Annotated in this window: 24 protein-coding genes and 1 tRNA gene; 18 read left to right on the forward strand and 7 right to left on the reverse strand. The window is 69.4% G+C overall.

Annotated features, from left to right (window positions below):
• The first annotated feature begins 28 nt into the window (after positions 1 to 28).
• Both WJ35_RS07490 and trmB read left to right on the forward strand, forming a co-directional pair.
• Positions 29 to 103 (forward strand) — tRNA-Gly (locus tag WJ35_RS07490).
• Positions 104 to 236: 133 nt separating this feature from the next.
• Entirely contained in the window at positions 237 to 1,004 is a 768-nt protein-coding gene (trmB, locus tag WJ35_RS07495) for a tRNA (guanosine(46)-N7)-methyltransferase TrmB (protein WP_010091624.1), read from the forward strand.
• A 125-nt stretch (positions 1,005 to 1,129) separates the two neighbouring features.
• On the opposite strand, the gene WJ35_RS07500 is transcribed toward trmB, so the two are convergent.
• From WJ35_RS07500 to WJ35_RS07510, 3 genes are all read right to left on the reverse strand, one after another.
• Positions 1,130 to 1,960, reverse strand: coding sequence for an undecaprenyl-diphosphate phosphatase (locus WJ35_RS07500; RefSeq protein ID WP_060231487.1), 831 nt, complete (start codon positions 1,958 to 1,960; stop codon positions 1,130 to 1,132).
• An 80-nt stretch (positions 1,961 to 2,040) separates the two neighbouring features.
• Positions 2,041 to 2,622 (reverse strand): DUF1439 domain-containing protein, encoded by a 582-nt coding sequence (locus WJ35_RS07505; RefSeq protein WP_010091622.1) that lies wholly within the window; start codon positions 2,620 to 2,622, stop codon positions 2,041 to 2,043.
• A gap of 102 nt (positions 2,623 to 2,724) precedes the next feature.
• Positions 2,725 to 3,030 carry a zinc/iron-chelating domain-containing protein gene (locus WJ35_RS07510; RefSeq protein ID WP_060231510.1) on the reverse strand — a complete coding sequence of 102 codons (306 nt, stop codon included), beginning with the start codon at positions 3,028 to 3,030 and terminating at the stop codon, positions 2,725 to 2,727.
• Positions 3,031 to 3,202: 172 nt separating this feature from the next.
• Between WJ35_RS07510 and hemN the strand changes: the two genes are divergently transcribed.
• From hemN to ureG, 16 genes are all read left to right on the forward strand, one after another.
• The gene (hemN, locus tag WJ35_RS07515) at positions 3,203 to 4,588 is read left to right on the forward strand and encodes an oxygen-independent coproporphyrinogen III oxidase (protein ID WP_060231509.1); all 1,386 of its coding nucleotides are present in this window, start codon (positions 3,203 to 3,205) and stop codon (positions 4,586 to 4,588) included.
• 75 nt (positions 4,589 to 4,663) lie between these two features.
• Positions 4,664 to 4,921, forward strand: a complete 258-nt coding sequence (locus tag WJ35_RS07520; protein ID WP_060231488.1) for a hypothetical protein — start codon at positions 4,664 to 4,666, stop codon at positions 4,919 to 4,921.
• Positions 4,922 to 5,022: 101 nt separating this feature from the next.
• Positions 5,023 to 5,676, forward strand: coding sequence for a protein-L-isoaspartate O-methyltransferase family protein (locus WJ35_RS07525; RefSeq protein ID WP_060231489.1), 654 nt, complete (start codon positions 5,023 to 5,025; stop codon positions 5,674 to 5,676).
• 8 nt (positions 5,677 to 5,684) lie between these two features.
• Positions 5,685 to 6,008 carry a rhodanese-like domain-containing protein gene (locus WJ35_RS07530; protein WP_010091617.1) on the forward strand — a complete coding sequence of 108 codons (324 nt, stop codon included), beginning with the start codon at positions 5,685 to 5,687 and terminating at the stop codon, positions 6,006 to 6,008.
• 391 nt (positions 6,009 to 6,399) lie between these two features.
• Positions 6,400 to 7,707, forward strand: coding sequence for an urea ABC transporter substrate-binding protein (urtA, locus tag WJ35_RS07535; protein ID WP_060231491.1), 1,308 nt, complete (start codon positions 6,400 to 6,402; stop codon positions 7,705 to 7,707).
• 166 nt (positions 7,708 to 7,873) lie between these two features.
• Positions 7,874 to 9,493: an urea ABC transporter permease subunit UrtB gene (gene urtB, locus WJ35_RS07540; protein WP_060231492.1), complete on the forward strand. Its 1,620-nt coding sequence runs from the start codon at positions 7,874 to 7,876 to the stop codon at positions 9,491 to 9,493.
• Position 9,494: 1 nt separating this feature from the next.
• Positions 9,495 to 10,679 (forward strand): urea ABC transporter permease subunit UrtC, encoded by a 1,185-nt coding sequence (urtC, locus tag WJ35_RS07545; protein WP_060231493.1) that lies wholly within the window; start codon positions 9,495 to 9,497, stop codon positions 10,677 to 10,679.
• On the forward strand, positions 10,676 to 11,533 hold the full coding sequence (gene urtD, locus WJ35_RS07550; protein WP_059631031.1) for an urea ABC transporter ATP-binding protein UrtD: 858 nt from the start codon (positions 10,676 to 10,678) through the stop codon (positions 11,531 to 11,533). Before urtC ends, urtD begins: the two co-directional genes overlap by 4 nt.
• 4 nt (positions 11,534 to 11,537) lie before the next feature.
• On the forward strand, positions 11,538 to 12,230 hold the full coding sequence (urtE, locus tag WJ35_RS07555) for an urea ABC transporter ATP-binding subunit UrtE (RefSeq protein ID WP_059632170.1): 693 nt from the start codon (positions 11,538 to 11,540) through the stop codon (positions 12,228 to 12,230).
• Positions 12,231 to 12,339: 109 nt separating this feature from the next.
• Entirely contained in the window at positions 12,340 to 13,215 is an 876-nt protein-coding gene (locus WJ35_RS07560; RefSeq protein WP_069238986.1) for an urease accessory protein UreD, read from the forward strand.
• 232 nt (positions 13,216 to 13,447) lie between these two features.
• On the forward strand, positions 13,448 to 13,750 hold the full coding sequence (locus WJ35_RS07565) for an urease subunit gamma (RefSeq protein ID WP_006491064.1): 303 nt from the start codon (positions 13,448 to 13,450) through the stop codon (positions 13,748 to 13,750).
• A 10-nt stretch (positions 13,751 to 13,760) separates the two neighbouring features.
• Positions 13,761 to 14,066 (forward strand): urease subunit beta, encoded by a 306-nt coding sequence (locus tag WJ35_RS07570; protein WP_010091604.1) that lies wholly within the window; start codon positions 13,761 to 13,763, stop codon positions 14,064 to 14,066.
• A gap of 27 nt (positions 14,067 to 14,093) precedes the next feature.
• The gene (gene ureC, locus WJ35_RS07575; protein ID WP_060231496.1) at positions 14,094 to 15,800 is read left to right on the forward strand and encodes an urease subunit alpha; all 1,707 of its coding nucleotides are present in this window, start codon (positions 14,094 to 14,096) and stop codon (positions 15,798 to 15,800) included.
• A gap of 13 nt (positions 15,801 to 15,813) precedes the next feature.
• A complete protein-coding gene (gene ureE, locus WJ35_RS07580; protein ID WP_060231497.1) occupies positions 15,814 to 16,407 on the forward strand; it encodes an urease accessory protein UreE in 594 nt (197 codons plus the stop codon).
• The gene (locus tag WJ35_RS07585; protein WP_060231498.1) at positions 16,394 to 17,074 is read left to right on the forward strand and encodes an urease accessory protein UreF; all 681 of its coding nucleotides are present in this window, start codon (positions 16,394 to 16,396) and stop codon (positions 17,072 to 17,074) included. Before ureE ends, WJ35_RS07585 begins: the two co-directional genes overlap by 14 nt.
• A gap of 16 nt (positions 17,075 to 17,090) precedes the next feature.
• Positions 17,091 to 17,738, forward strand: coding sequence for an urease accessory protein UreG (gene ureG, locus WJ35_RS07590; RefSeq protein WP_010091600.1), 648 nt, complete (start codon positions 17,091 to 17,093; stop codon positions 17,736 to 17,738).
• Between the two features lie 87 nt (positions 17,739 to 17,825).
• On the opposite strand, the gene waaA is transcribed toward ureG, so the two are convergent.
• From waaA to WJ35_RS07610, 4 genes are all read right to left on the reverse strand, one after another.
• Complete coding sequence (gene waaA, locus WJ35_RS07595; protein ID WP_060231499.1) at positions 17,826 to 19,163, reverse strand: lipid IV(A) 3-deoxy-D-manno-octulosonic acid transferase; 1,338 nt, start codon at positions 19,161 to 19,163, stop codon at positions 17,826 to 17,828.
• Between the two features lie 37 nt (positions 19,164 to 19,200).
• Complete coding sequence (locus WJ35_RS07600; protein WP_010097011.1) at positions 19,201 to 20,085, reverse strand: Kdo hydroxylase family protein; 885 nt, start codon at positions 20,083 to 20,085, stop codon at positions 19,201 to 19,203.
• A gap of 19 nt (positions 20,086 to 20,104) precedes the next feature.
• A complete protein-coding gene (gene waaC / locus WJ35_RS07605; protein ID WP_060231500.1) occupies positions 20,105 to 21,100 on the reverse strand; it encodes a lipopolysaccharide heptosyltransferase I in 996 nt (331 codons plus the stop codon).
• A 175-nt stretch (positions 21,101 to 21,275) separates the two neighbouring features.
• Positions 21,276 to 22,670 (reverse strand): phosphomannomutase/phosphoglucomutase, encoded by a 1,395-nt coding sequence (locus WJ35_RS07610; protein ID WP_069238987.1) that lies wholly within the window; start codon positions 22,668 to 22,670, stop codon positions 21,276 to 21,278.
• Between the last annotated feature and the right edge of the window lie 210 nt (positions 22,671 to 22,880).

Consider the following 22,880-nt stretch of genomic DNA (forward strand, 5'->3'; position numbering starts at 1 on the left):
CCCAACCCCCTGTACAATTGCGCGTTCTGCGGGCGTCGTATAATGGCCATTACCTCAGCTTCCCAAGCTGATGACGTGGGTTCGATTCCCATCGCCCGCTCCACTTTCCGGCTGCATCGCAGCCTGCGCGTCAGCCGCCTCGTCGAAGGCGGCTTTTTTGTACCATGTGCCCGTTCATCCGGCGCACCGCTACGCGTAACGGCCTCGCGCCCGAACCGAGCCTTTCTCTGTCACCGATGATGCACGACGACCCGAACGAAGCCGGCCTGCCGCCGCACGACGACGCCATCCACGACGAAGCCGCCGCCGGCGACGACGCAGTCAATCCGCTGCACCGCCGCCGCATCCGCAGCTTCGTGACCCGCGCCGGCCGCGTGTCGACCGGCCAGCGCCGCGCGCTCGACGACCTCGGCCCGCGCTTCGTCGTCCCGTACACGCCGGAAACGCCGGACTGGAGCGCCGTGTTCGGCCGCAACGCGCCGCGCATCCTCGAAATCGGCTTCGGGATGGGCGCGTCGACCGCCGAAATCGCCGCGCACCGTCCGGACGACGACTTCCTCGGCGTCGAGGTGCACGAGCCGGGCGTCGGCGCGCTGCTCAAGCTGATCGGCGAGCAGGACCTGACGAACATCCGCATCATCCAGCACGACGCGGTCGAAGTGCTCGAGCACATGCTCGCGCCGGACAGCCTCGACGGCGTGCACATCTTCTTCCCCGATCCGTGGCACAAGGCGCGGCATCACAAGCGCCGGCTGATCCAGCCGCCGCTCGTCAAGCTGCTCGCGTCGCGGCTGAAGCCCGGCGCGTACCTGCATTGCGCGACCGACTGGCAGAACTACGCGGAACAGATGCTCGAAGTGCTCGGCGCCGAGCCGTCGCTCGAGAACACCGCCGACGGCTACGCGCCCCGCCCCGACTACCGCCCGGTGACGAAATTCGAGCGGCGCGGGATCCGGCTCGGCCACGGCGTCTGGGACCTGATTTTCCGCAAGCGCGCAGGCTGATCGCCCCGCGTCACGCAAGCCGCACAAGCAACGACGGCCCGGCCGGCATCTGCCGGCCGGGCCGTCCGTCATTGGGCTCGCCGAACCGCGCGTCAGGCGTCAGGACCGGCCTGCGCCGCCCCGCGTCACGCCCAGTTCAGCCAGCCGCTGTATCCGACCAGCAGCACGAACAGGCCGAACACGATCCGGTACCACGCGAACGCGGTGAAATCGTGCGACGCGACGTAACGCAGCAGCCAGCGCACGCACGCGAACGCGCTGACGAACGAAGCCGCGAGCCCCAGCGCGAACAGCCCGATCGAATCGACCGTGAACGCGTGCCAGTCCTTGACGGTTTCGTAGAGCGTCGCGCCGAAGATGATCGGAATCGCGAGGAAGAACGAGAATTCGGTCGCGACGCGCCGGTCGAGGCCGAACAGCATCCCGCCGATGATCGTCGAGCCCGAGCGCGACATGCCGGGAACCAGCGCGAAGCATTGCGCGAGGCCGACCTTGAACGCATCGAGCGGCGTCAGCGCATCGACCGACTGCACGCGCGGCGCCTCGCCGCGCTCGCGCTGCCGGGCCTCGGCCCACAGGATGATCGCGCCGCCGACGACGAGCGCGAACGCGACCGGCACCGGCGAAAACAGCACCGCCTTGATCTTCTTCTCGAACAGCAGGCCGAGCGCGATCGCGGGAATCGTCGCGATCACGACGTTGAGCGCGAAGCGCCGCGCGTCGGGCCGGCTCGGCAGCCCGGCGACGACCGACACGATCCGGCGCCGATACTCCCAGCACACCGCGAGGATCGCGCCGAACTGGATCACGACGTCGAAGGTCTTCGCATGCGCATCGTCGAAACTCAGGAAGCTGCCCGCGACGATCAGGTGGCCGGTGCTCGACACCGGCAGGAATTCCGTCAGCCCCTCGACGACGCCGAGGATCAGTGTCTTGCAGATCAGTATCCAGTCCATCCGTGGCCCAGTTTCGAAGTGATCGAAGAAATGGGCCACGCACTCGCCGCGGCCCGCCCCCGGCCGCGCGCGGCGCATCGTCACTTCTCGACGATCGCCACGCGTATGCCGTTTGTAAGAATTGTGATTGTACCGGGTTCGTAATTCACGCCGGCGAATTGCAGCTGTTCCGGCTTGAACGTGTAGATCGGATAGTCGGTCAGCAACTGGGTGGCGATCATGCCGGCGGCCGCGCCGATCTGCTGCGCGTACATCTGCGCGTCGCCGTCGAGCGTCAGGTTGTCGACGGCCGGCGCCTTGATCACGACCGAGCGGCTCGGCGCGTCGTACGCAAGCTGGCCGGAAACGGTGAACTTGCCGTTGACCGGCGCGCGCAGGAACGGGCTCACGAAGTGCGCGTCGACCTGCACGGCGATGCGGTTCTGGTCCGGCAGCAGCCCGACGACCGGATTCGCGAGCGATACGTCGAGCACCGGCGCGACGGTCTTCTGGTACGGGAACTTGCGCGCGACCGCCTTCTGCGCGTCGCCGCGCGAGAACGTGTAGTGGTCGGGAATGAACGGGAACGTCGACGCGCACGCGGCGAGCGACGCCGACACGCCGACGGCGGCGGTGCATGCGATGAGGAAGCGGCGCCGACTGGACGCGCGGCTGGCGGTCATGCTGAATCTCCTATGCTTGCCGAAATGGGCGCCTGGTCGATCGGGGGCGGCGCCCGGCCAATGATGCCAGGCCCATGCTCGCGCTCCGGCCCCATGCCGATGTCAGCGCGGCTGTGACGGCTGCGTCGCGGTTTCGAGCCGGGCGAGCCACGCGAGTGCGTCGGCACGCGACGCGCCGCACATCTCGGCCGACGGCTGCAGCCCCGAGCAGCACGCGGGCCGCTCGGGCCGGCCGAAGATCGCACAGCGCAGGTCGTCGCCGAGCTGCGCGCAGCGCACGCCGGCCGGCTTGCCGCCGGGCATCCCCGGAATCGGGCTGGAAATCGACGGCGCGATGCAGCACGCGCCGCAAGCCTCGCGGCACGCGTGGGGCGGCGGAACTTCGGCGGGCGCCGGGCGGACGGGCATTTCGACGGGCAACTCGGCTCTCTCGAACGGAACGACGGCAACAACGCGGCGCCGCACCTCGAGGCTGGCCGCCGCACCCCGCATTGTGCCATCCCCGGCTGCGACGTTATTACACAATGCGGACGAATCGCGCGTTTATATACTCGTAAGCATCTAAATGCGCGAGACCGCGATGAGCTCAGCCGACACCTTGTTCCGTCCCGATCTGCTCGCGAAGTACGGCGCGAACGGGCCGCGCTACACGTCGTACCCGACGGCGCTGCAGTTCCGCGACGACTTCGACACGGCCGACTACGTGCGCGCGGCCGGCGACCCGGGTGCGTCGTCGAGCGAGCTGTCGCTCTACTTTCACATCCCGTTCTGCAACACGGCCTGCTTCTACTGCGGCTGCAACAAGATCGCGACCGGCAACCGCCGCCGCGCGCGCCCGTATCTCGACCAGCTCAAGCGCGAGATGGCGCTGCAGGCCGCGCTGTTCGACCCGGCGCGCCCGGTCACGCAGCTGCACTGGGGCGGCGGCACGCCGACCTTCCTGTCCGACGACGAAACGGCCGAGCTGATGGCGGCGACCCGCGAGCATTTCACGCTGGCGCAGGACGCCGACGCCGAGTTCTCGATCGAGATCGATCCGCGCACGGTCACGCCGGCGACGCTCGTCCACCTGCGCACGATCGGCTTCAACCGGCTGAGCCTCGGCGTGCAGGATTTCGATCCGGCGGTGCAGCAGGCGATCAACCGCATCCAGCCGCTCGCGATGACGGCCGACCTGCTGAGCGCCGCGCGCACGACCGGCTACCAGTCGGTCAGCGTGGACCTGATCTACGGGCTGCCGCACCAGACCGTGGCGAGCTTCGGCCGCACGCTCGAGACGATCATCGAGCTCGCGCCGGACCGGCTGTCGGTGTTCGGCTACGCGCACATGCCGCACCTGTTCAAGATGCAGCGGCAGATCGACGACGCCGCGCTGCCGCCGCCCGCGACACGCGTCGCGCTGCTCGGGCTCGCGATCGAGATGCTGACGGCGGCGGGCTACGTGTACATCGGCATGGACCACTTCGCGCGGCCGGGCGACGAACTGGTGGCGGCCCAGCAAAACGGCACGCTGCAGCGCAATTTCCAGGGCTACAGCACGCGCGCGGACACCGACCTGATCGGCATCGGCGTGTCGTCGATCGGCAAGGTCGGCGACGTCTACGCGCAGAACGCGAAGGACCTGCCCGCGTACGGCCCGGCGCTCGACGCGGGCCGGCTGCCGGTCGCGCGCGGCGTGCGGCTCACTGCCGACGACCGGCTGCGCCGCGACGTGATCACGCAGCTGATGTGCAACCTCGAACTGCCGTTCTCGCACGTCGAGGCCGCGCACGGCATCCGCTTCGCCGACCATTTCGCGCGCGAGCTGGACGCGCTGCGCGAATTCGAGCGCGACGCTCTGCTGAGCATCGCCGGCGACCGCCTGACGATCCATCCGGCCGGCCGGATGGTCGTGCGCAACATCGCGATGGCGTTCGACGCGTATCTCGCCCACACGCCGCGGCAGCGCTACTCGCGCACGGTCTGAGCGGGGCGCCGGCCGCGCACGCGCGGCCGGTTGTTGATAAAGTGTGGGCCTCATGTCCGCAGCAGAACCCGCACCATGCGCACCACCAAGGCGACCCACGCGGTCGAACGCCTGAAAACCCGCTCCGGCAACCCGCACCTCGCGGCGGTCGCGATGCCCGGCGGCCTGTTCTACCTCGTCGACCGCTCGAGTGGCGCCGCCGAAAAGCGCTGCGAGCCGCTGCCGCTCGACGAATTCGTCAAGTTCGTCGACGACCTTGGCCCCAAAAAACCGCGCAAGGCCAGCAAGCTCGACCTCGCGTTCGAGGCGCAGATCAAGAACAGCAAGCGATAAGCTGCATTGCAGGGCTTCCGAAGGCTGGCCGGCCACCCGGTTTGGTACAATCGAAAAGTTTCTCTATCCCCGCTGATAGCCGACCAGGCTGCATGACCACCATGAATATCGAACAAGCGCGTTTCAACATGATCGAACAGCAGATCCGTCCGTGGGACGTCCTGGATCTGGAAGTTCTGGGCCTGCTGTCGATCGTCAAGCGTGAGAATTTCGTCCCGGCCGCATACCGCGACCTGGCATTCGCCGATCTCGAGCTGCCGCTGCCGGGCGGTCACAAGATGCTGTTCCCGCGCGTCGAGGCGCGCGTGCTGCAGGAGCTCGCGGTGAAGAAGCACGAGAACGTGCTGCTGATCGGCGCGGGCTCGGGTTACCTGGCCGCGCTGTTCGCGGCGCGCGCGCAGCACGTGACGGCCATCGACATCGATCCGGTGGTCGCGAAGCTCGCGGAAGACAACCTGCGCAACAACGGCGTGACGAACGTCGAAGTCGCGCTCGGCGACGGCTCGCGCGGCTGGCCGGCGAAGGCGCCGTACGACGTGATCTGCGTCGCGGGCGGCCTGCCCGTCGTGCCGCAGGAGATGCTCGAGCAGCTCAAGGTCGGCGGCCGCCTGTCGGCGTTCGTCGGCGGCCGTCCGGTGATGAAGGCGCAGGTCATCACGCGCATCGACGACACGCAGTATCGCGTCGCCGACGTGTTCGAAACCTACGTCGACCACCTCGTCAACGCGATCGAACCGTCGCGCTTCAAGTTCTGAGCTCCATCATGCAGATCCTGACGCCCGCGATGCTCGCGGACTGGCTCGCCGACAAGACCCGCCCCGCGCCCGTCGTGCTCGACGTGCGCGAGCCGTGGGAAATCGCGACCGCGCAGATCGCGGGCAGCGTGTCGATCCCGATGCAGCAGATTCCCGCGCGCAGCGAGGAGCTGGACGACGAAGCGGAGATCGTCTGCGTGTGCCATCACGGGATGCGCAGCGCGCAGGTCGCGATGTTCCTCGAATCGCGCGGCTTCACGAAGCTCTACAACCTGCAGGGCGGGATCGACGCGTGGTCGCGCGACGTCGATCCGGCCGTGCCGCGGTACTGACCTTCCGCGCGGCGCGTCATGCGCCGCCACGCCGACCGCTCGCCGCGGTCGCACCGATTCGCCGAACGGGCGCGCATTGCGCGCCCGTTTCATTTCCGCCGACGGTTGCCGCCCTATCGTCGCCTGTCGCGCCCTCTCCTGCCCCGTCCCGCCCCGTCCGAGCGCACGTGATGCGTGCGCCCGCACGCGGATGCACCATTTCCGCCCGCCCGAGCGCACCGCGACGGATCGCCGATGCCGCACGACGCGCCACGCGCACCGCACCGACGCCCCGCATCGCGCCGTAACGGCACGCCGGGCGTGCATCGACACGACTGGCACATGCCTTGCGTTACACGGATGCCGGCGCCGTCCACGGCGCACACACATCCAACACGTCAGGGGAAACTCGATGAAACGTCGCAGTCTGTTGAAGTTCGGATCGATGGCCGGCGCGCTCGCGCTCGCGGGCAAGAGCCCGTTCGCCCGCGCGGCCGATGCGGGCAGCGGCCCGATCAAGGTCGGCATCCTGCATTCGCTGTCCGGCACGATGGCGATCTCCGAGACGTCGCTGAAGGACACCGCGCTGATGACGATCGCCGACATCAACAAGAGCGGCGGCGTACTGGGCCGCAAGCTCGAGCCGGTCGTCGTCGATCCCGCGTCGAACTGGCCGCTGTTCGCGGAGAAGGCGCGGCAGCTCCTCACGCAGGACAAGGTCGCGTGCGTGTTCGGCTGCTGGACCTCGGTGTCGCGCAAGTCGGTGCTGCCCGTGTTCGAGGAGCTGAACGGCCTGCTCTACTATCCGGTGCAGTACGAGGGCGAGGAAATGTCGCGCAACGTGTTCTATACGGGCGCCGCGCCGAACCAGCAGGCGATTCCCGCGGTCGAGTACCTGATGAGCGCGGAAGGCGGCGGCGCGAAGCGCTTCTTCCTGCTCGGCACCGACTACGTGTATCCGCGCACGACCAACAAGATCCTGCGTGCGTTCCTCAAATCGAAGGGCGTGAAGGAGGCCGACATTCAGGAGGTCTACACGCCGTTCGGCCACAGCGATTACCAGACCATCGTCGCGAACATCAAGAACTTCTCGCAAGGCGGCAAGACGACCGTGATCTCGACGATCAACGGCGACTCGAACGTGCCGTTCTACAAGGAGCTCGGCAACCAGGGGATCAAGGCAACCGACGTGCCGGTCGTCGCGTTCTCGGTCGGCGAGGAAGAGCTGCGCGGGATCGACACGAAGCCGCTCGTCGGGCATCTCGCCGCGTGGAACTACTTCATGTCGGTGAAGAACCCGTCGAACACGAAATTCAAGGAGCAGTTCGCCGCGTGGGTGAAGGCGAACAACCTGCCCGGCGGCGCGAAGCGCGTGACCAACGACCCGATGGAAGCGACCCTCGTCGGCATCCACATGTGGAAGCAGGCGGTCGAGAAGGCGAAGAGCACCGACGTCGACAAGGTGCGCATCGCGATGATCGGCCAGAGCGTCACCGCGCCGTCCGGCTTCACGCTGACGATGGACGGCAACCATCACCTGCACAAGCCGGTGATGATCGGCGAGATCCGCGGCGACGGGCAGTTCAACGTCGTGTGGAAGACCAAGACCGCGATTCGCGCGCAGCCGTGGAGCCCGTTCATCGCGGGCAACCAGGGCAAGCCGGACGTCGTCAGCTCGATTCCGGCGTTCCTGCGCCGGCAGCGCGCGGCGCTGGCCTGATGCGGCACGGGGCGCCGCGCGAACGCGTGGCGCTCCCGGTCGCGGCGGTTCGCCGTCGCAGCACGCCGGCTTCAGCCGCGAGCGCAGTCGCGAACCGTCACCGCGCCCGTCGACGCCCCGGCATCGCCGTACGAGACCTCTTCCCCACGTCTGCCAGGACTTCCCGATGCCCACACTCCTCCGCCGCGCCGCCGTCGCGCTCGTTGCGTGCACCGCCCTCGCCGGCGCCGCGCCGCGCACGGCCTTCGCGCTGACGGCCGCCGACACCGCCGCGCTCGCCGGCGACGACTTCGACGCGAAGACTGCCGCGATCGAACGGCTCGCCTCCGACCCCGATCCGCACGCCGTGACGCTGCTCGATGCGCTGTCGTCCGGCGACGCGCTCGCGACCGGCGACGGCCGCATCCTGATCCAGACCGGCGACGCCGCGCACGACGCGCTGACGCAAGCCGCCGCGCAGCCCGGCGACGCGCAGCCAGTGATGCTCAACAATCTGCTGCGCACGAAGATCGCCGCCGCGCTGTCGGGCCGCGCGCTCGCGTCGCCGGACGTCGCGGCGCGCCGCGACGCGATCGACGCGCTGCTGAAGTCGCCCGATCCCGCGCTGAAGCCGATGATCGACCGCGCCCGCGCGAACGAGACCGACCCGTCGCTGAAGCGCCGTCTCGACGCGCTGTGGGCGATCGCCGCGCTGCACGATGCCGATCCGGCGAAGCGTCTCGACGCGGTGCGGCTCGTCGCCGCGCGCAGCGATCTCGACATGATCGAGCAGTTGCGCCCGCTCGTCGCGAAGAACGCCGACGGCAGCTTCGCGGAACCCGACGCGCGCGTGCGCGACGCCGCGCAGCAGGGGCTCGACGCGCTGCACGCATTGCAGCGCCGCGGCGAGATCGCAGGCACCGTGTTCGCGGGCCTGTCGCTCGGCAGCGTGCTGCTGCTCGCGGCGCTCGGCCTCGCGATCACCTACGGCCTGATCGGCGTGATCAACATGGCGCACGGCGAATTCCTGATGATCGGCGCGTATGCGACCTACGTCGTGCAGACGCTGGTGCAGCGCTTCGCGCCGGCCGCGTTCGACTGGTATCCGCTCGTCGCGGTGCCCGCGTCGTTCGCCGCGGCCGCGCTGGTCGGCATCGTGCTGGAGCGGCTCGTGCTGCGGCACCTGTACGGCCGCCCGCTCGAGACGCTGCTCGCGACCTTCGGCGTGAGCCTGATCCTGATCCAGGCGATGCGGATGCTGTTCGGCGCGCAGAACGTGCAGGTCGTGAACCCGTCGTGGATGAGCGGCGGCGTGACCGTGATGCAGAACCTGATCCTGCCGTACAACCGGCTCGTGATCCTCGCGTTCGCGCTCGCGGTGGTGTTCGTCGCATGGGCCGTGCTGACGAAAACGCGGCTCGGCCTGTTCGTGCGCGCGGTCACGCAGAACCGCCGGATGGCCGCGTGCGTCGGCGTGAAGACCGCGCGCGTCGACGCGTATGCGTTCGCGTTCGGCGCGGGCATCGCGGGCCTCGGCGGCTGCGCGCTGTCGCAGATCGGCAACGTCGGCCCGGATCTCGGCCAGAACTACATCATCGATTCGTTCATGGCCGTCGTGCTCGGCGGCGTCGGGCAGATCGCCGGCACCGTGCTCGGCGGCTTCGGGCTCGGCCTCGTCAGCAAGGCGATCGAGCCGTTCTGGGGCGCGGTGCTCGCGAAGATCGCGGTGCTCGTGATGATCGTGCTGTTCATCCAGAAACGTCCGCAGGGCATGTTCGCCCTGAAGGGACGCAGCGCGGAGGCATAAGATGACTGCGTTTACCGATTCGTTGCCGAACGCGTCCGCCGCGGCCGCGCCGCCCGCCGCCGCGCGCGTGCAGGCCGGCTTCGCGCTCGGCCTGCCGCCCCGCCCCGCGCTGCTGTCGCGCCGCGCATGGCTCGCGCTCATGGTGCTGTGCGTCGCGATCGGCGTCGGCGTGCCGCTCGCCGCGCTCGTCGCGCCCGAGTCGAGCGCGTTCCACCTGTCCGCGTATGCGATGACGCTCGCCGGCAAGCTGATGTGCTACGCGATCGCCGCGCTCGCGCTCGATCTCGTGTGGGGCTACTGCGGCATCCTGAGTCTCGGCCACGGCCTGTTCTTCGCGCTCGGCGGCTATGCGATCGGCATGTACCTGATGCGCGAGATCGGCCGCGACGGCAAGTACGGCAGCGACCTGCCCGACTTCATGGTGTTCCTCGACTGGCACCAGCTGCCGTGGTACTGGAGCGGCACGCAGCATCTCGCGGTCGCGCTGCTGCTGGTCGTGCTCGCGCCCGCGGCGCTCGCATGGGTGTTCGGCTTCTTCACGTTCCGCTCGCGCGTGAAGGGCGTGTACCTGTCGATCATCACGCAGGCGCTGACGTTTGCGGCGATGCTGCTGTTCTACCGCAACGAGACCGGCTTCGGCGGCAACAACGGCTTCACCGACTTCAAGCGCATCGCGGGCTTCCCCGTAACGTCGCCCGGCACGCGCACGGTGCTGTTCCTGCTGACCTTCGCTGCGCTCGTGCTCGCGTTCGTCGCCGCGCGCGCGATCGTCACGAGCAAGCTCGGCCGCGTCGTCACCGCGGTGCGCGACGGCGAGACGCGGCTGATGTTCCTCGGCTACAGCCCGCTCGCGTACAAGCTGTTCGTGTGGACCGTATCGGCCGTGCTGTGCGGCATCGCAGGCGCGTTGTACGTGCCGCAGGTCGGCATCATCAACCCCGGCGAGATGTCGCCGGGCAATTCGATCGAGATGGCGATCTGGGTCGCCGTCGGCGGACGCGGCACGCTGATCGGGCCGATCGTCGGCGCGTTCGCGGTGAACGGCGCGAAGAGCTTTTTCACCGCGTATTTCGCCGAATACTGGCTGTTCTTCCTCGGCCTGATCTTCGTGCTCGTGCCGCTGCTGCTGCCGCGCGGGATCATGGGTCTCGTCGAAGCCGCCATCGCGAAGGGGAAGCGCGCATGAACGGAACCGCCCTCTACCAGTTCGCGCCGCCGAGCGAGGACGAGCTGCTCGCGGTCAGCGGCACGGCGTCGATGGGGCGCGTCGTGACGCCCGGCATCGACACGTCGCACGGCACGATCCTTTATCTCGAGGATATCGAAGTGAGCTTCGACGGCTTCCGTGCGCTGAAGAAACTGTCGCTGTCGATCGACGCCGGCGAGCTGCGCTGCGTGATCGGCCCGAACGGCGCGGGCAAGACGACGATGATGGACGTGATCACCGGCAAGACGCGTCCCGACGCGGGCAAGGTGTTTCTCGGCCAGACGCTCGACCTCGCGCGGATGAGCGAGCCGGAAATCGCGCGCGCGGGGATCGGCCGCAAATTCCAGAAGCCGACGGTGTTCGAGCAGCACCCGGTATGGGAAAACCTCGAGCTCGCGATGCAGACCGACAAGGGCTGGCTCGCGTCGCTGCGCGCGCGGCTCGACAAGGCCGCGCAGGCGAAGATCGAGGAGACGCTCGCGCTGATCGGCCTCGAAGCGCACGCGTTCCGCGCGGCCGGCGAGCTGTCGCACGGGCAGAAGCAGCGGCTCGAGATCGGCATGCTGCTGATGCAGCGCCCCGCGCTGCTGCTGCTCGACGAGCCCGCGGCGGGCATGACCGATCACGAAACGATGGAGCTCGCGGACCTGCTGAACACGCTGCGCGGCACCTGCTCGATGATGGTCGTCGAGCACGACATGGAATTCGTCGCGGCGCTCGCGGGTGACGCGGGCCGCGTGACGGTGATGGCCGAAGGCGCGGTGCTCGCGCACGGCACGCTCGATCAGGTCAAGCGCGACGACGCGGTGATCGAGTCTTATCTCGGACGATGACGCGATGCTGAAGATCGACTCGCTGAACCAGTATTACGGCGGCAGCCATATCCTGCGCAATGTGACGCTTTCCGCCGACGACGGCAAGCTGACCGTGCTGCTCGGCCGCAACGGCGTCGGCAAGACGACGCTGCTGCGCTGCCTGATGGGCGTCGTCGCCGCGAAGAGCGGCACGGTGGCGTGGCGCGGCGCGCCGCTCGGCGCGCTGCCGCCGTACGCGCGCGTCGCGGCCGGGCTGGCCTACGTGCCGCAGGGCCGCGACATCTTTCCGCGGCTCACCGTCGAGGAAAACCTGCTCGTCGGCGCCGCGAGCCGGAAAGCGCCGTCGAAGGTGCCGGAGCGCATCTACGACCTGTTTCCGGTGCTGAAGGACATGCGCGCGCGGCGCGGCGGCGACCTGTCGGGCGGCCAGCAGCAGCAGCTCGCGATCGGCCGCGCGCTGATGAGCGAACCGCAGTTGCTGATCCTCGACGAGCCGACCGAAGGGATCCAGCCGTCGATCATCCAGGACATCGGCCGCACGCTGCGCCAGCTCGTCGACGAAACGAAGATGACGGTGCTGCTCGTCGAGCAGTACTACGACTTCGCGCGCTCGATCGCCGACCATTACTGGGTGATGAGCCGCGGCGAGATCGTCGCGGGCGGGGAAGCGCGGGACATGGAAAGCAATGGCGTGCGGGAGTTGATCGCCGTGTAATGGCGGCGGCGGCAGGCGACGGCGAGCAGCAACCGACAACCCGCGCCGCCCAAGCGCATATTGTTGCGTTAGCATCGTCGTTTCGTCCGCCTGTCCCAGCTTCCCGCCGATGTCCGCCCCCGATTCCCACGTGTCGCTGTCCCGCCCCGCCGTCGCCAAGTCATGGCGCGCCCGTCTCGAACTCGGCTTCGAGCGGCACGGCGCGCGCACGACGCTCGTCCACCGCCTGCACGAAGGCCCGCTGCGCGTGCAGCGGCCGCTGTATCCGGAAGGCGGCGCGATCTGCCACGCGGTGATCGTCCATCCGCCGGGCGGCGTCGCGGGCGGCGACCGGCTCGACCTCGACATCGCACTCGGCAACGGTGCGCACGCGGTGCTGACGACGCCCGGCGCGACCAAGTGGTACAAGTCGAACGGCCTCGACGCGACGCAGCGCATCGGCATCGTGCTCGGCGAGAACGCGAAGCTCGACTGGCTGCCGCAGAACAACCTGCTCTTCGACGCGGCGCACGCGTCGCTCGCCTTCACGCTGACGCTCGGCGCGGGCGCGAGCGCGCTCGGCTGGGACGCGACGCAGCTCGGCCGGCAGGCGGCCGGCGAAGCATGGACGACGGGCCGCGTCGCGTCGACGTCGGCCATCGTCGACGCCGCCGGCCGGCCGCTGTGGACCGAGCGCGCGCTGCTCGACGCCGGCGACGCGCTGCGCGGCGCGCCGCAGGCGCTCGCGGGCTTCCCGGTCTACGGCACGCTGTGGGCGATCGGCGCCGCGTGCGACGCCGCGCTCGCGGAATCGCTCGCCGAGCGGATGCCGTTCGACGATACCTTGCGCGCAGGCGCGACCTGCGTGAGCCCGGGCGTCGTGCTCGTGCGCGCGCTCGCGACGTCGATGGAGGCGCTGCAACGCCATTTCACTGACTGCTGGCTCGCGCTGCGCCCGATTGTGCATCGCGTCGACGCACGTCCGCTGCGCCTCTGGCAAACCTGAGCGCACGCACCAATCCGACGCAACGCCCCATCTGACGCGCCCCCGTTTCATGCATCGCGCACCACGAGCGCGCATCGATGCATCGCCGGCGGGCTCGCGGCATGGCACGCACCTTGCTGATTACATAAGCAATACATGCCACCCGGAAAACGGCGCGGTGCTACGATGAGCCGCGAGCATGCCGGCCTCCCGTGCATCGACAACAATTACGTTTTCCTGAACGCTTGCCTTCATGAAACTGACTCCCCGCGAAAAAGACAAGCTGCTGATCTTCACGGCAGCGCTGCTGGCCGAGCGCCGCCGTGCGCGCGGCCTCAAGCTCAACTATCCGGAAGCGGTCGCGTTCATCACCGCCGCGCTGATGGAAGCCGCCCGCGACGGCAGGACCGTCGCCGAGGTGATGCACTACGGCACCACGCTGCTCACGCGCGACGACGTGATGGACGGCGTGCCCGAGATGATCCCCGACATCCAGGTCGAAGCGACCTTCCCCGACGGCACGAAGCTCGTCACCGTCCACCATCCGATTCCGTGAGGCACTCCGAATGATTCCCGGCGAAATCCTCACCGACGACGGCGAGCACGAACTGAACGCGGGCCGCGCGACGCTCACGCTGACGGTCGCGAACACCGGCGACCGCCCGGTGCAGGTCGGCTCGCACTACCACTTCCACGAAGTCAACGACGCGCTGTCGTTCGACCGCGCGGCCGCGCGCGGCTTCCGGCTCAACATCGCGGCCGGCACCGCGGTGCGCTTCGAGCCGGGCCAGACGCGCACGGTCGAGCTCGTCGAGCTCGCGGGCGACCGTGCCGTCTACGGTTTTCAAGGCAAGGTGATGGGGCCGCTCTGAGCGCCCCGCTTCAGGACTACGGACGACATGACACTACGCTTGAGCCGCCGCGCGTATGCGGAGATGTTCGGGCCGACGACGGGCGACCGCATCCGTCTCGCCGATACCGAGCTGCTGATCGAGATCGAACGCGACTTCACGATCTACGGCGAGGAAGTGAAGTTCGGCGGCGGGAAGGTGATCCGCGACGGGATGGGCCAGTCGCAGCGCGTCGCCGCCGACGTGCCCGATACGGTGATCACGAACGCGGTGATCCTCGATCACTGGGGCATCGTGAAGGCCGACATCGCGATCAAGCACGGCCGCATCGCCGCGATCGGCAAGGCCGGCAATCCTGACATCCAGCCGGGCGTGACGATCGCGATTGGAGCTGCGACCGAAGTGATCGCCGGCGAAGGGCTGATCGTGACCGCGGGCGGCATCGACACGCACATCCACTTCATCAGCCCGCAGCAGATCGACGAGGCGCTCGCGTCCGGCGTGACGACGATGCTCGGTGGCGGCACGGGGCCCGCGACCGGCACCAACGCGACCACCTGCACGCCGGGCCCGTGGCACATGGAGCGGATGCTGCAGGCCGCCGACGGCTGGCCGATCAACCTCGGCTTTCTCGGCAAGGGCAACGCGAGCCTGCCGCAGCCGCTCGTCGAGCAGATCGCCGCCGGCGCGATCGGGCTGAAGCTGCACGAGGACTGGGGCACGACGCCCGCCGCGATCGACAACTGCCTGTCGGTCGCGGACGACACCGACACGCAGGTCGCGATCCACACCGACACGCTGAACGAAGCCGGCTTCGTCGAATCGACGGTCGCCGCGTTCAAGGGCCGCACGATCCATACGTATCACACCGAAGGCGCGGGCGGCGGCCATGCGCCCGACATCCTGAAGGTGTGCGGCGAGGCGAACGTGCTGCCGTCGTCGACCAACCCGACGCGCCCGTACACGATCAACACGCTCGACGAGCACCTCGACATGCTGATGGTGTGCCATCACCTCGATCCGTCGATCGCCGAGGATCTCGCGTTCGCCGAATCGCGCATTCGCCGCGAGACGATCGCGGCCGAGGACATCCTGCACGACCTCGGCGCGCTGTCGATGCTGTCGTCCGACTCGCAGGCGATGGGCCGCGTCGGCGAGGTGATCATCCGCACCTGGCAGACCGCGCACAAGATGAAGGTGCAGCGCGGTGCGCTGCCCGAGGACAGCGCGCGACACGACAACTTCCGCGCGAAGCGCTACGTCGCGAAGTACACGATCAACCCGGCGCTCACGCACGGCATCGCGCACGAGGTCGGCTCGATCGAGCCCGGCAAGTGGGCGGACCTCGTGCTGTGGGAGCCGGCGTTCTTCGGCATCAAGCCGGCGATGATCCTGAAGGGCGGAATGATCGCGGTGGCGCAGATGGGCGACCCGAACGCATCGATCCCGACGCCGCAGCCCGTCCACTACCGCGAGATGTTCGCGACGCGCGGCGGCGCGCTCGCGCGCACGTCGCTGACGTTCGTGTCGCAGATGGCGGCCGACGCGGGCATCGCCGAACGCTACGGGCTCGCGAAGCGCATCGTGCCGGTGCGCAACTGCCGCAACGTGACGAAGGCCGACATGATCCACAACGCGTGGCGGCCCGCGATCAGCGTCGATCCGGAAACCTACGACGTGATCGCCGACGGCCAGCTCCTCACCTGCGAGCCGGCCGCGGTGCTGCCGATGGCGCAGCGCTATTTCCTGTTCTGACGATTTCCGATCCATGCGCACCCTCGACAAACGCATTGCCCCGAACGTGAAGCTTGCCGCGTCGCTCGTCGCGCGCGCGCCGACGCTCACGCTCGCCTACGATGCCCGCTGCAAGAGCCGCCTCGCAGCCACGCTCGACACCGGCGAAGACGTCGCGCTCGTGCTGCCGCGCGGCACCGTGCTGCGCGACGGCGACGTGCTCGTCGCCGACGACGGCGCGCTCGTGCGCGTCGCCGCCGCGCCTGAAACCGTGCTGCGCGTGCGCGCGGCCGATCCGCTGACGCTGATGCGCGCCGCCTACCACCTCGGCAACCGCCATACGCCGGTCGAGATCGGCGACGGCTACCTGTTGCTCGAAGCCGATCCCGTGCTCGCGGACATGCTGCGCCGGCTCGGCACGCAGGTCGAGCAGGTCGACGCGCCGTTCCAGCCGGAAGCCGGCGCATACGGCGGCGGACACCGGCACGGCCACGACGCGACCTTCGCGGAAGACTATGCGCTCGCGCAGCAGGTGTTCTGCGAGCACCACGGCCATTCGCATTCGCACGATCACGATCACCAGCACGGCCCCGGATGCACGCACGGCCACGGCCATGAACACCACTGAACTCGTCGCGCTGCTGCACCTCGCGTCGCCCGCGCTACCGATCGGCGCGTTCAGCTATTCGCAGGGACTCGAGGCGGCGCTCGACGCGAACCTGATCCGCGACGCCGACGGCGCGCGCGACTGGATCGCGAGCGGCCTGGCCGACGTGCTCGCGCACGGCGAGCTGCCGTTTCTCGCGCACCAGCTCGCGCGCTGGCATGTGCACGACGCCGACGCGCTCGCCCGCGAAAACGCATGGTTCGTCGCGAGCCGCGAATCGGCGGAACTGCGCCGCGAGACCGAACAGATGGGCTGGTCGCTCGCGCAGCTGTGCACGTCGCTCGGATGGGGCGACGCCGCGCGCCGCGAAACGCTTGCGGCGATCACGCCGATCGCGCTGCCGACCGCGTTCGCGTATGCGGCGGCGGCACACGGCGCGCGCGCCGACGCGACGCTCGCCGCATATGCGTTCGGCTGGGTCGAGAACCAGACGTCCGCCGCGCTGAAGGCGGTGCCGCTCGGCCAGCTCGCCGGCCAGAAAATCATCGTCGCGCTGCGCGGCGCGATCGACGCGGCCGTGCGGCGCGCGCTCGCGACGCCGCCCGACCGGATCAACACGTTCGCGCCGCAGCTCGGCATCCTGTCCGCGCGGCACGAGACCCAGTATTCGCGGCTGTTCCGCTCCTGACCCACACGCCTCCGCCATGAACGCACCCTATTCCCCGTCCGCCCGCCGCACGAAGAAGCTGCCGCCGCTGCGCGTCGGCATCGGCGGCCCGGTCGGCTCCGGCAAGACCACGCTGCTCGAAATGCTGTGCAAGGCGATGCGCGACACCTACGACCTCGTCGCGATCACCAACGACATCTATACGAAGGAAGACCAGCGCCTGCTGACGGTCGCAGGCGCGCTGCCCGAGGAACGGATCATGGGCGTCGAGACGGGCGGCTGCCCGCACACCGCGATCCGCGAGGACGCGTCGATCAACCTCGAAGCGGTCGACCGGATGCTCGCGCGCTTTCCGGACGCGGACATCGTGTTCATCGAGTCCGGCGGCGACAATCTCGCGGCGACGTTCAGCCCCGAGCTGTCGGACCTGACGATCTACGTGATCGACGTCGCGGGCGGCGAGAAGATCCCGCGCAAGGGCGGGCCGGGCATCACGAAGTCGGACCTGCTCGTGATCAACAAGACCGACCTCGCGCCGCTCGTCGGCGCGAACCTCGACGTGATGGCGTCCGACACGACGAAGATGCGCGGCGAACGGCCGTACGTGATGACGAACCTGAAGGCGCTCGACGGCGTCGCGGACGTCGTCGCGTTCATCGAGAAGAAGGGATTGCTGAAGGTCTGAGCGAGGACGGCGGCCCGCGCTCGCGGGCACGCATGTGTCGCAAGCCGCGGCGCGCGCCCGCCGAAGCGCAAGCGCGCCGCGCCGTGCCTATTCGTCCTGCATCTCGGGCGCGCCGTTCCCGGCGGCCGGCAGCAGCGCCGCCAGCACGTCGACGGTCCGCGCGGTCGCGCCGCGATGGCGCGCCGCGAAGGCCGCGCCGGCCGCGCCCATCGCGATGCGCCGCGCGTTGTCGGCGAACAGCGCGTCGAGCGCGCGGGCGAGATCCGCGGGGTCCTGCACCTGCTGCGCGGCGCCCGCCGCGACCGCATCGGCGGTCGCCTGCGTGAAGTTGAACACGTGCGGCCCGATCAGCACCGGCACGCCGACCGCGCATGCTTCGATCAGGTTCTGCCCGCCGAGCGGCAGCAGGCTGCCGCCGATGAACGCGACGTCGGCCGCCGCGTAGTACGCGCCCAGCTCGCCCATCGAATCGCCGAGCAGCACCGTCACGTCGGCCGGCAACCGCGCCGCCGCCGGCTGGCCCGCCGCGAGCGCGGCGGCATCCGCCGCCCAGGCCGAACGCCGCACGCACTTGAGCCCGTTGCGCGCGACGAGCGCCTCGACTTCGCCGAAGCGCTGCGGATGTCGCGGCACGAGGATCAGCAGCGCGCCGGGTGTCGTCACCGCCGCGAACGCCTGCAGCACCAGCGCTTCCTCGTTCTCGCGCGTGCTCGCCGCCACCCACACCGGGCGCGCGCCGATCGCGTCGCGCCATGCATGCCCGCGCGCCGCGAGTTCGGGCGGCGTCGTCATGTCGAATTTCAGGTTGCCGAGCACCGTCACGTGCCGTGCGCCGAGCGCGCCCAGGCGCTCCGCATCGGCCGGGCTCTGCGCGAGCACCCGCGAGAAGCCGCCGAACACGTCGCGCGCCGCCGCGCCGAACTTCGCCGCGCGCCTGTACGACCGCGCGGACATCCGCGCATTGGTCAGCACGAGCGGCACGTCCGCGCGGCGGCATTCGTCGATCAGCGTCGGCCACACCTCGGTTTCCATCACGAGGCCGAGCGTCGGCCGCCATGCGCGCAGGAAGCGCCGCACCGCGCCCGGCATGTCGTACGGCAGGTAGCAGCGCAGCACGCGATCGCCGAAGATCTGCGTGCCGGTCGCACGGCCGCTCGGCGTCATGTGCGTGAGCAGGATGCGCGCGTCCGGGCGCGCCTTCATCAGCGCATCGATCAGCGGCTGCGCGGCGCGCGTCTCGCCGACCGACACCGCATGCACCCAGATCAGCGGCGCGCGGTCGTCCGGCGCGCGGCCCGGCCCATAGCCGAAGCGCTCGCCGATATGCTCGCGGTAGCCGCGCTCCTTGCGCGAGCGCACGACCAGGCGCACGACGGCCAGCGGCGCGACGAGCCACCACAGCGCGCGATAGATCACCCTCAGCATGAAGCGGCCACCTCGTGACTTCGACTGCGGCGCGCGTTCAAACCAGCGCCCTGCCCGTCAGGCGCTCGAGAATGCCGAGCGGCGCGCAATCGCGCCGCACCATCGCGTCGACCGGCAGGAAGAACGTCTGCTCGAGCATGAACTGGCCCGACATCACCGCGTGCGACGCCTGGTCGGAGAAGCAGATCCACACGCTGCCCGGCGGAAACGGCATCGTCTCCTGCGGGCTGTTCTTCTGGTAGTCGAGGTCGGCCTTCATGCTGTCGTGCAGGTTCAGCATCAGGTGGTCGTACGCGCTGCGCGGCGTCTTCGTCACGTGCAGCAGGTTCAGCAGCCAAGCGGAACCCGGCAGCTGCGGCCGGATGCGCGGCAGGAAGCGTTTCGCGACGGCTTCGAACGGCTCGCCGACGCGCCACACGCGCGGCGCGCCGGCCGGATTGACGTTCGTGAACACGCGCAGGATCCGCTCGCCGTAGTTCGGGCGCGACGGGAACGCGTCGACGTGCAGCCGGCTGTCGTCCTTGCGCCACGACGTCTGGCGCGTCTCGACCTGCATCAGGCGCAGGCTCGTCGGCGCGACGCGCAGCTTGCCGCGGTATTCGGGAAAGAGGCCGTCGACGAGCGAGCCGGCCTGCTGCTGGAAGCGCGCGACGAGCGCGCGCACCGCCGACTGCGTGACGCTGTCGCCGAGCACGCCGGCGAGCGCGCCGCCGTTCGGCGCGAGGCTGATGTTCTTGCGTTTCGGATCGGCGAGCGCCGGATCGAGCAGCGCTTCCTCGCCGCCTTCGATCGCAAAGCGCAGGTGCGGGAAATACAGCACCTTGCCTTCTTCGACCGCGGCCAGCAGCTGCTCGCGCGGCACCGACAGATTGTGCCCGCGCCAGTCGGCGGACGAGACTTCGATGATCTGGGATTCGCTCATGGTCTTGGGATGCGTGCGGTTACAGGAGACCGAAGCCCGCGAGCGCCGACTTCACCTGCGCGATCGACGGGGGCTGCCCCGCCGTGCCCAGGTTGGCGACGTTCGGCGACCAGTAGCCGCCGGTCCGCCAGGCCGTCGCGAAATTGTACAGTTCGACCGTCGGGCGCTTCAGCGCCGCCGCGATGTGAACCAGACCTGTGTCAACCCCGACGGTGGCCGCCGCGCCGTCGATCAACCCGACGACCGCCGGCAGCGACAGCTTCGGCGGCACGATCGCCGCCGCGCCGAACTCCTTCGCGAGCCGCTCGCTGGTCGCGCGCTCCGCGTCGTTGCCCCACGGCAGCACGAGCGACGCGCCGCGCCGCACGAGCGACTGGCCGAGCTCGATCCACGCGGCGTCCGGCCATTGCTTGTCGGCGCGCGACGTCGCATGCACGAACACCACGTACGGCACCGGCAGGTTCAGCCCGAGCGCGGCCGCCGCGCGCGACGCCGCGCGCGTGTCGAGGCCGAAGTCGATCGGCTCGGCGGGCGCCGGCGCCGGGTCGCCGAGCGCGGCCGCGACGAGCTGCCGCGAACGCTCGACGACGTGCGTGCGCGGCTCGATCGGCACGCGCTTGTCGTAGAAGAAACGCACCGGCCACTCGTAGCCGGCGCCGTCGGTGCGGTTGCCGAGCCCGACGAGCGGGCCGCGCGCCCAGCTCGCGACCCACGCGGTCTTGATGAGCCCCTGGCAGTCGATCACGAGGTCGTAGCGCTCGGCGGCGAGCCGCTTGCGGAACGCGCCGATTTCGCGCCACGTCGCGCCCGAGAACGGCTTCTTGCGCCAGCGGCGCAGCGAGAACGGCAGCACGTCGCGCACGCCGTCGACGAGCCGCACGAGGTCGACGAAGCTTTCCTCGACGAGCCAGTCCATCTGCGCATCGGGATGGCGCCGCCGGATATCGGCGATCACCGGCATGTTGTGCACGACGTCGCCCAGCGACGACACGCGCACGATCAGGATCTTTTGCACGCTGAAAAAACGCCGGCGGAAGGCCGGCGACAGGCATAAAGACGCGATTTTATCGCGCCGCGGCGCTCGCACAGACAAAAAGCGGCCGCATGCCGCTGGCATGCGCCGCTTTTGGGGGGAACGCGCGACGGCTCGTGCGACCGTCGCGCCGGTTGGCGGCCGTCAGGCCGCGCGCTCAGAACGGCAGCTTCACGTCCGGCTTCGCGGCCGTCAGCACGCGGCGGAAGTCTTCCTGGATGCGGGCGAGGCCGTCCTGCGTCTCGGCTTCGAAGCGCAGCACGACGACGGGCGTCGTGTTCGACGAGCGAGCGAGACCGAAGCCGTCCGGATACTCGACGCGCAGGCCGTCGATCGTCACGACCTCGTCCGCGCCGTCGAACTTCGCTTCCTTCTGCAGCTTCTCGATCAGGCGGAAGTTCTCGCCCTCGTCGAGCCACAGCTGCAGCTCCGGCGTGCACATCGCGTCCGGCAGCGCATTGAGCACCGCGCTTGGATCAGCCGTCTTCGCGAGGATCTCAAGCAGCCGCGCGCCCGTGTACAGCCCGTCGTCGAAGCCGTACCAGCGATCCTTGAAGAACACGTGGCCGCTCATCTCGCCCGCGAGCGGTGCGCCCGTCTCGCGCAGCTTCGCCTTCACCAGCGAGTGGCCCGTCTTCCACATCAGCGGCTCGCCGCCCTTCTCCTTCACCCACTGCGCGAGATGGCGCGTGCACTTCACGTCGTAGATGATCTGCGCGCCCGGATTGCGCGACAGCACTTCCTCCGCGAACAGCATCAGCTGGCGGTCCGGGAAGATGATCTGGCCGTCCTTCGTGACGACGCCGAGGCGGTCGCCGTCGCCGTCGAACGCGAAGCCGAGCTCGGCGTCGGTTTCCTTCAGCGCGCGGATCACGTCCTGCAGGTTTTCCGGGTGAGCGGGGTCCGGATGGTGATTCGGGAACGTGCCGTCGATGTCGGTGTACAGCTCGACCAGCTCGCAGCCGAGCGCCTTGAACAGGCGCGTCGCGAGCGGCCCGGCGACGCCGTTGCCGGCATCGACGACGAGCTTCATCGGCCGCGCGAGCTTGACGTCGCCGGCGATGCGGGCGATGTACTGCTCCGCGACGTCGAACTGCTCGTAGGTGCCGCTGCCCGTCTCGAAGCGCGCGTCGACGATGCGGCGGTACAGCGCCTGGATCTGCTCGCCGTAGATCGCCCCGCCGCGCAGCACCATCTTGAAGCCGTTGTAGTCCGGCGGATTGTGGCTGCCGGTGACGACGATGCACGAATCGACGCGGCGCTCGCCGCCCTTCAGCGCGAGCGGCACGCTCGCCGCGAAATAGCCGACCGGGGTCGGCACCATGCCGACGTCGACGACGTCGACGCCCGCCGCACGCAGGCCGTCGGCAAGCGCCCCGACGAGCTCGGGCCCCGACAGCCGGCCGTCGCGCGCGACGACGACCGCGTCGCCGCCCTGCGCGCGCACTTCGCTGCCGAACGCACGGCCGATCGCGCGCGCCGTGTCGGCGTCGAGCGTCTTGCCGATCACGCCGCGAATGTCATATGCCTTGAAGATGGATTGGGAAATCATCGATTCACTCTCGGTTGCCTGCATGGAAAACGTTGGCCGCCTCGTCGCCGGCGCCGGGCCTCGCGCCCGGGGCTTGTCCGGATGGGCCGGGATGGCGGGAGCGATCCCGAACCAACTTATAATCGCTCGTTTTGATTACGCGAATACCGCCCATTTTAATGCCTAGCCGTCCCGCCGCCGCAACGCGCCCGCCCGCCGGCGCCGTTGCGC

This window comes from Burkholderia ubonensis (assembly GCF_001718695.1).
In the GTDB taxonomy this organism is placed as follows: Bacteria; Pseudomonadota; Gammaproteobacteria; order Burkholderiales; family Burkholderiaceae; genus Burkholderia; species Burkholderia ubonensis_B.

Excerpts from the sequence above, each read along its gene's own strand:
- WJ35_RS07530 (WP_010091617.1), top strand. The coding sequence starts at position 5,685 with ATGCAGATCCTGACGCCCGCGATGCTCGCGGACTGGCTCGCCGACAAG.
- WJ35_RS07610 (WP_069238987.1), bottom strand. The coding sequence starts at position 22,670 with ATGATTTCCCAATCCATCTTCAAGGCATATGACATTCGCGGCGTGATC.
- ureE (WP_060231497.1), top strand. The coding sequence starts at position 15,814 with ATGCGCACCCTCGACAAACGCATTGCCCCGAACGTGAAGCTTGCCGCG.
- hemN (WP_060231509.1), top strand. The coding sequence starts at position 3,203 with ATGAGCTCAGCCGACACCTTGTTCCGTCCCGATCTGCTCGCGAAGTAC.
- urtA (WP_060231491.1), top strand. The coding sequence starts at position 6,400 with ATGAAACGTCGCAGTCTGTTGAAGTTCGGATCGATGGCCGGCGCGCTC.
- ureC (WP_060231496.1), top strand. The coding sequence starts at position 14,094 with ATGACACTACGCTTGAGCCGCCGCGCGTATGCGGAGATGTTCGGGCCG.
- urtB (WP_060231492.1), top strand. The coding sequence starts at position 7,874 with ATGCCCACACTCCTCCGCCGCGCCGCCGTCGCGCTCGTTGCGTGCACC.
- WJ35_RS07510 (WP_060231510.1), bottom strand. The coding sequence starts at position 3,030 with ATGCCCGTCCGCCCGGCGCCCGCCGAAGTTCCGCCGCCCCACGCGTGC.
- WJ35_RS07525 (WP_060231489.1), top strand. The coding sequence starts at position 5,023 with ATGAATATCGAACAAGCGCGTTTCAACATGATCGAACAGCAGATCCGT.
- urtC (WP_060231493.1), top strand. The coding sequence starts at position 9,495 with ATGACTGCGTTTACCGATTCGTTGCCGAACGCGTCCGCCGCGGCCGCG.
- waaA (WP_060231499.1), bottom strand. The coding sequence starts at position 19,163 with ATGCTGAGGGTGATCTATCGCGCGCTGTGGTGGCTCGTCGCGCCGCTG.
- WJ35_RS07505 (WP_010091622.1), bottom strand. The coding sequence starts at position 2,622 with ATGACCGCCAGCCGCGCGTCCAGTCGGCGCCGCTTCCTCATCGCATGC.
- trmB (WP_010091624.1), top strand. The coding sequence starts at position 237 with ATGATGCACGACGACCCGAACGAAGCCGGCCTGCCGCCGCACGACGAC.
- WJ35_RS07520 (WP_060231488.1), top strand. The coding sequence starts at position 4,664 with ATGCGCACCACCAAGGCGACCCACGCGGTCGAACGCCTGAAAACCCGC.
- ureG (WP_010091600.1), top strand. The coding sequence starts at position 17,091 with ATGAACGCACCCTATTCCCCGTCCGCCCGCCGCACGAAGAAGCTGCCG.
- WJ35_RS07600 (WP_010097011.1), bottom strand. The coding sequence starts at position 20,085 with ATGAGCGAATCCCAGATCATCGAAGTCTCGTCCGCCGACTGGCGCGGG.
- WJ35_RS07565 (WP_006491064.1), top strand. The coding sequence starts at position 13,448 with ATGAAACTGACTCCCCGCGAAAAAGACAAGCTGCTGATCTTCACGGCA.
- urtD (WP_059631031.1), top strand. The coding sequence starts at position 10,676 with ATGAACGGAACCGCCCTCTACCAGTTCGCGCCGCCGAGCGAGGACGAG.
- WJ35_RS07570 (WP_010091604.1), top strand. The coding sequence starts at position 13,761 with ATGATTCCCGGCGAAATCCTCACCGACGACGGCGAGCACGAACTGAAC.
- WJ35_RS07585 (WP_060231498.1), top strand. The coding sequence starts at position 16,394 with ATGAACACCACTGAACTCGTCGCGCTGCTGCACCTCGCGTCGCCCGCG.
- WJ35_RS07500 (WP_060231487.1), bottom strand. The coding sequence starts at position 1,960 with ATGGACTGGATACTGATCTGCAAGACACTGATCCTCGGCGTCGTCGAG.
- WJ35_RS07560 (WP_069238986.1), top strand. The coding sequence starts at position 12,340 with ATGTCCGCCCCCGATTCCCACGTGTCGCTGTCCCGCCCCGCCGTCGCC.
- urtE (WP_059632170.1), top strand. The coding sequence starts at position 11,538 with ATGCTGAAGATCGACTCGCTGAACCAGTATTACGGCGGCAGCCATATC.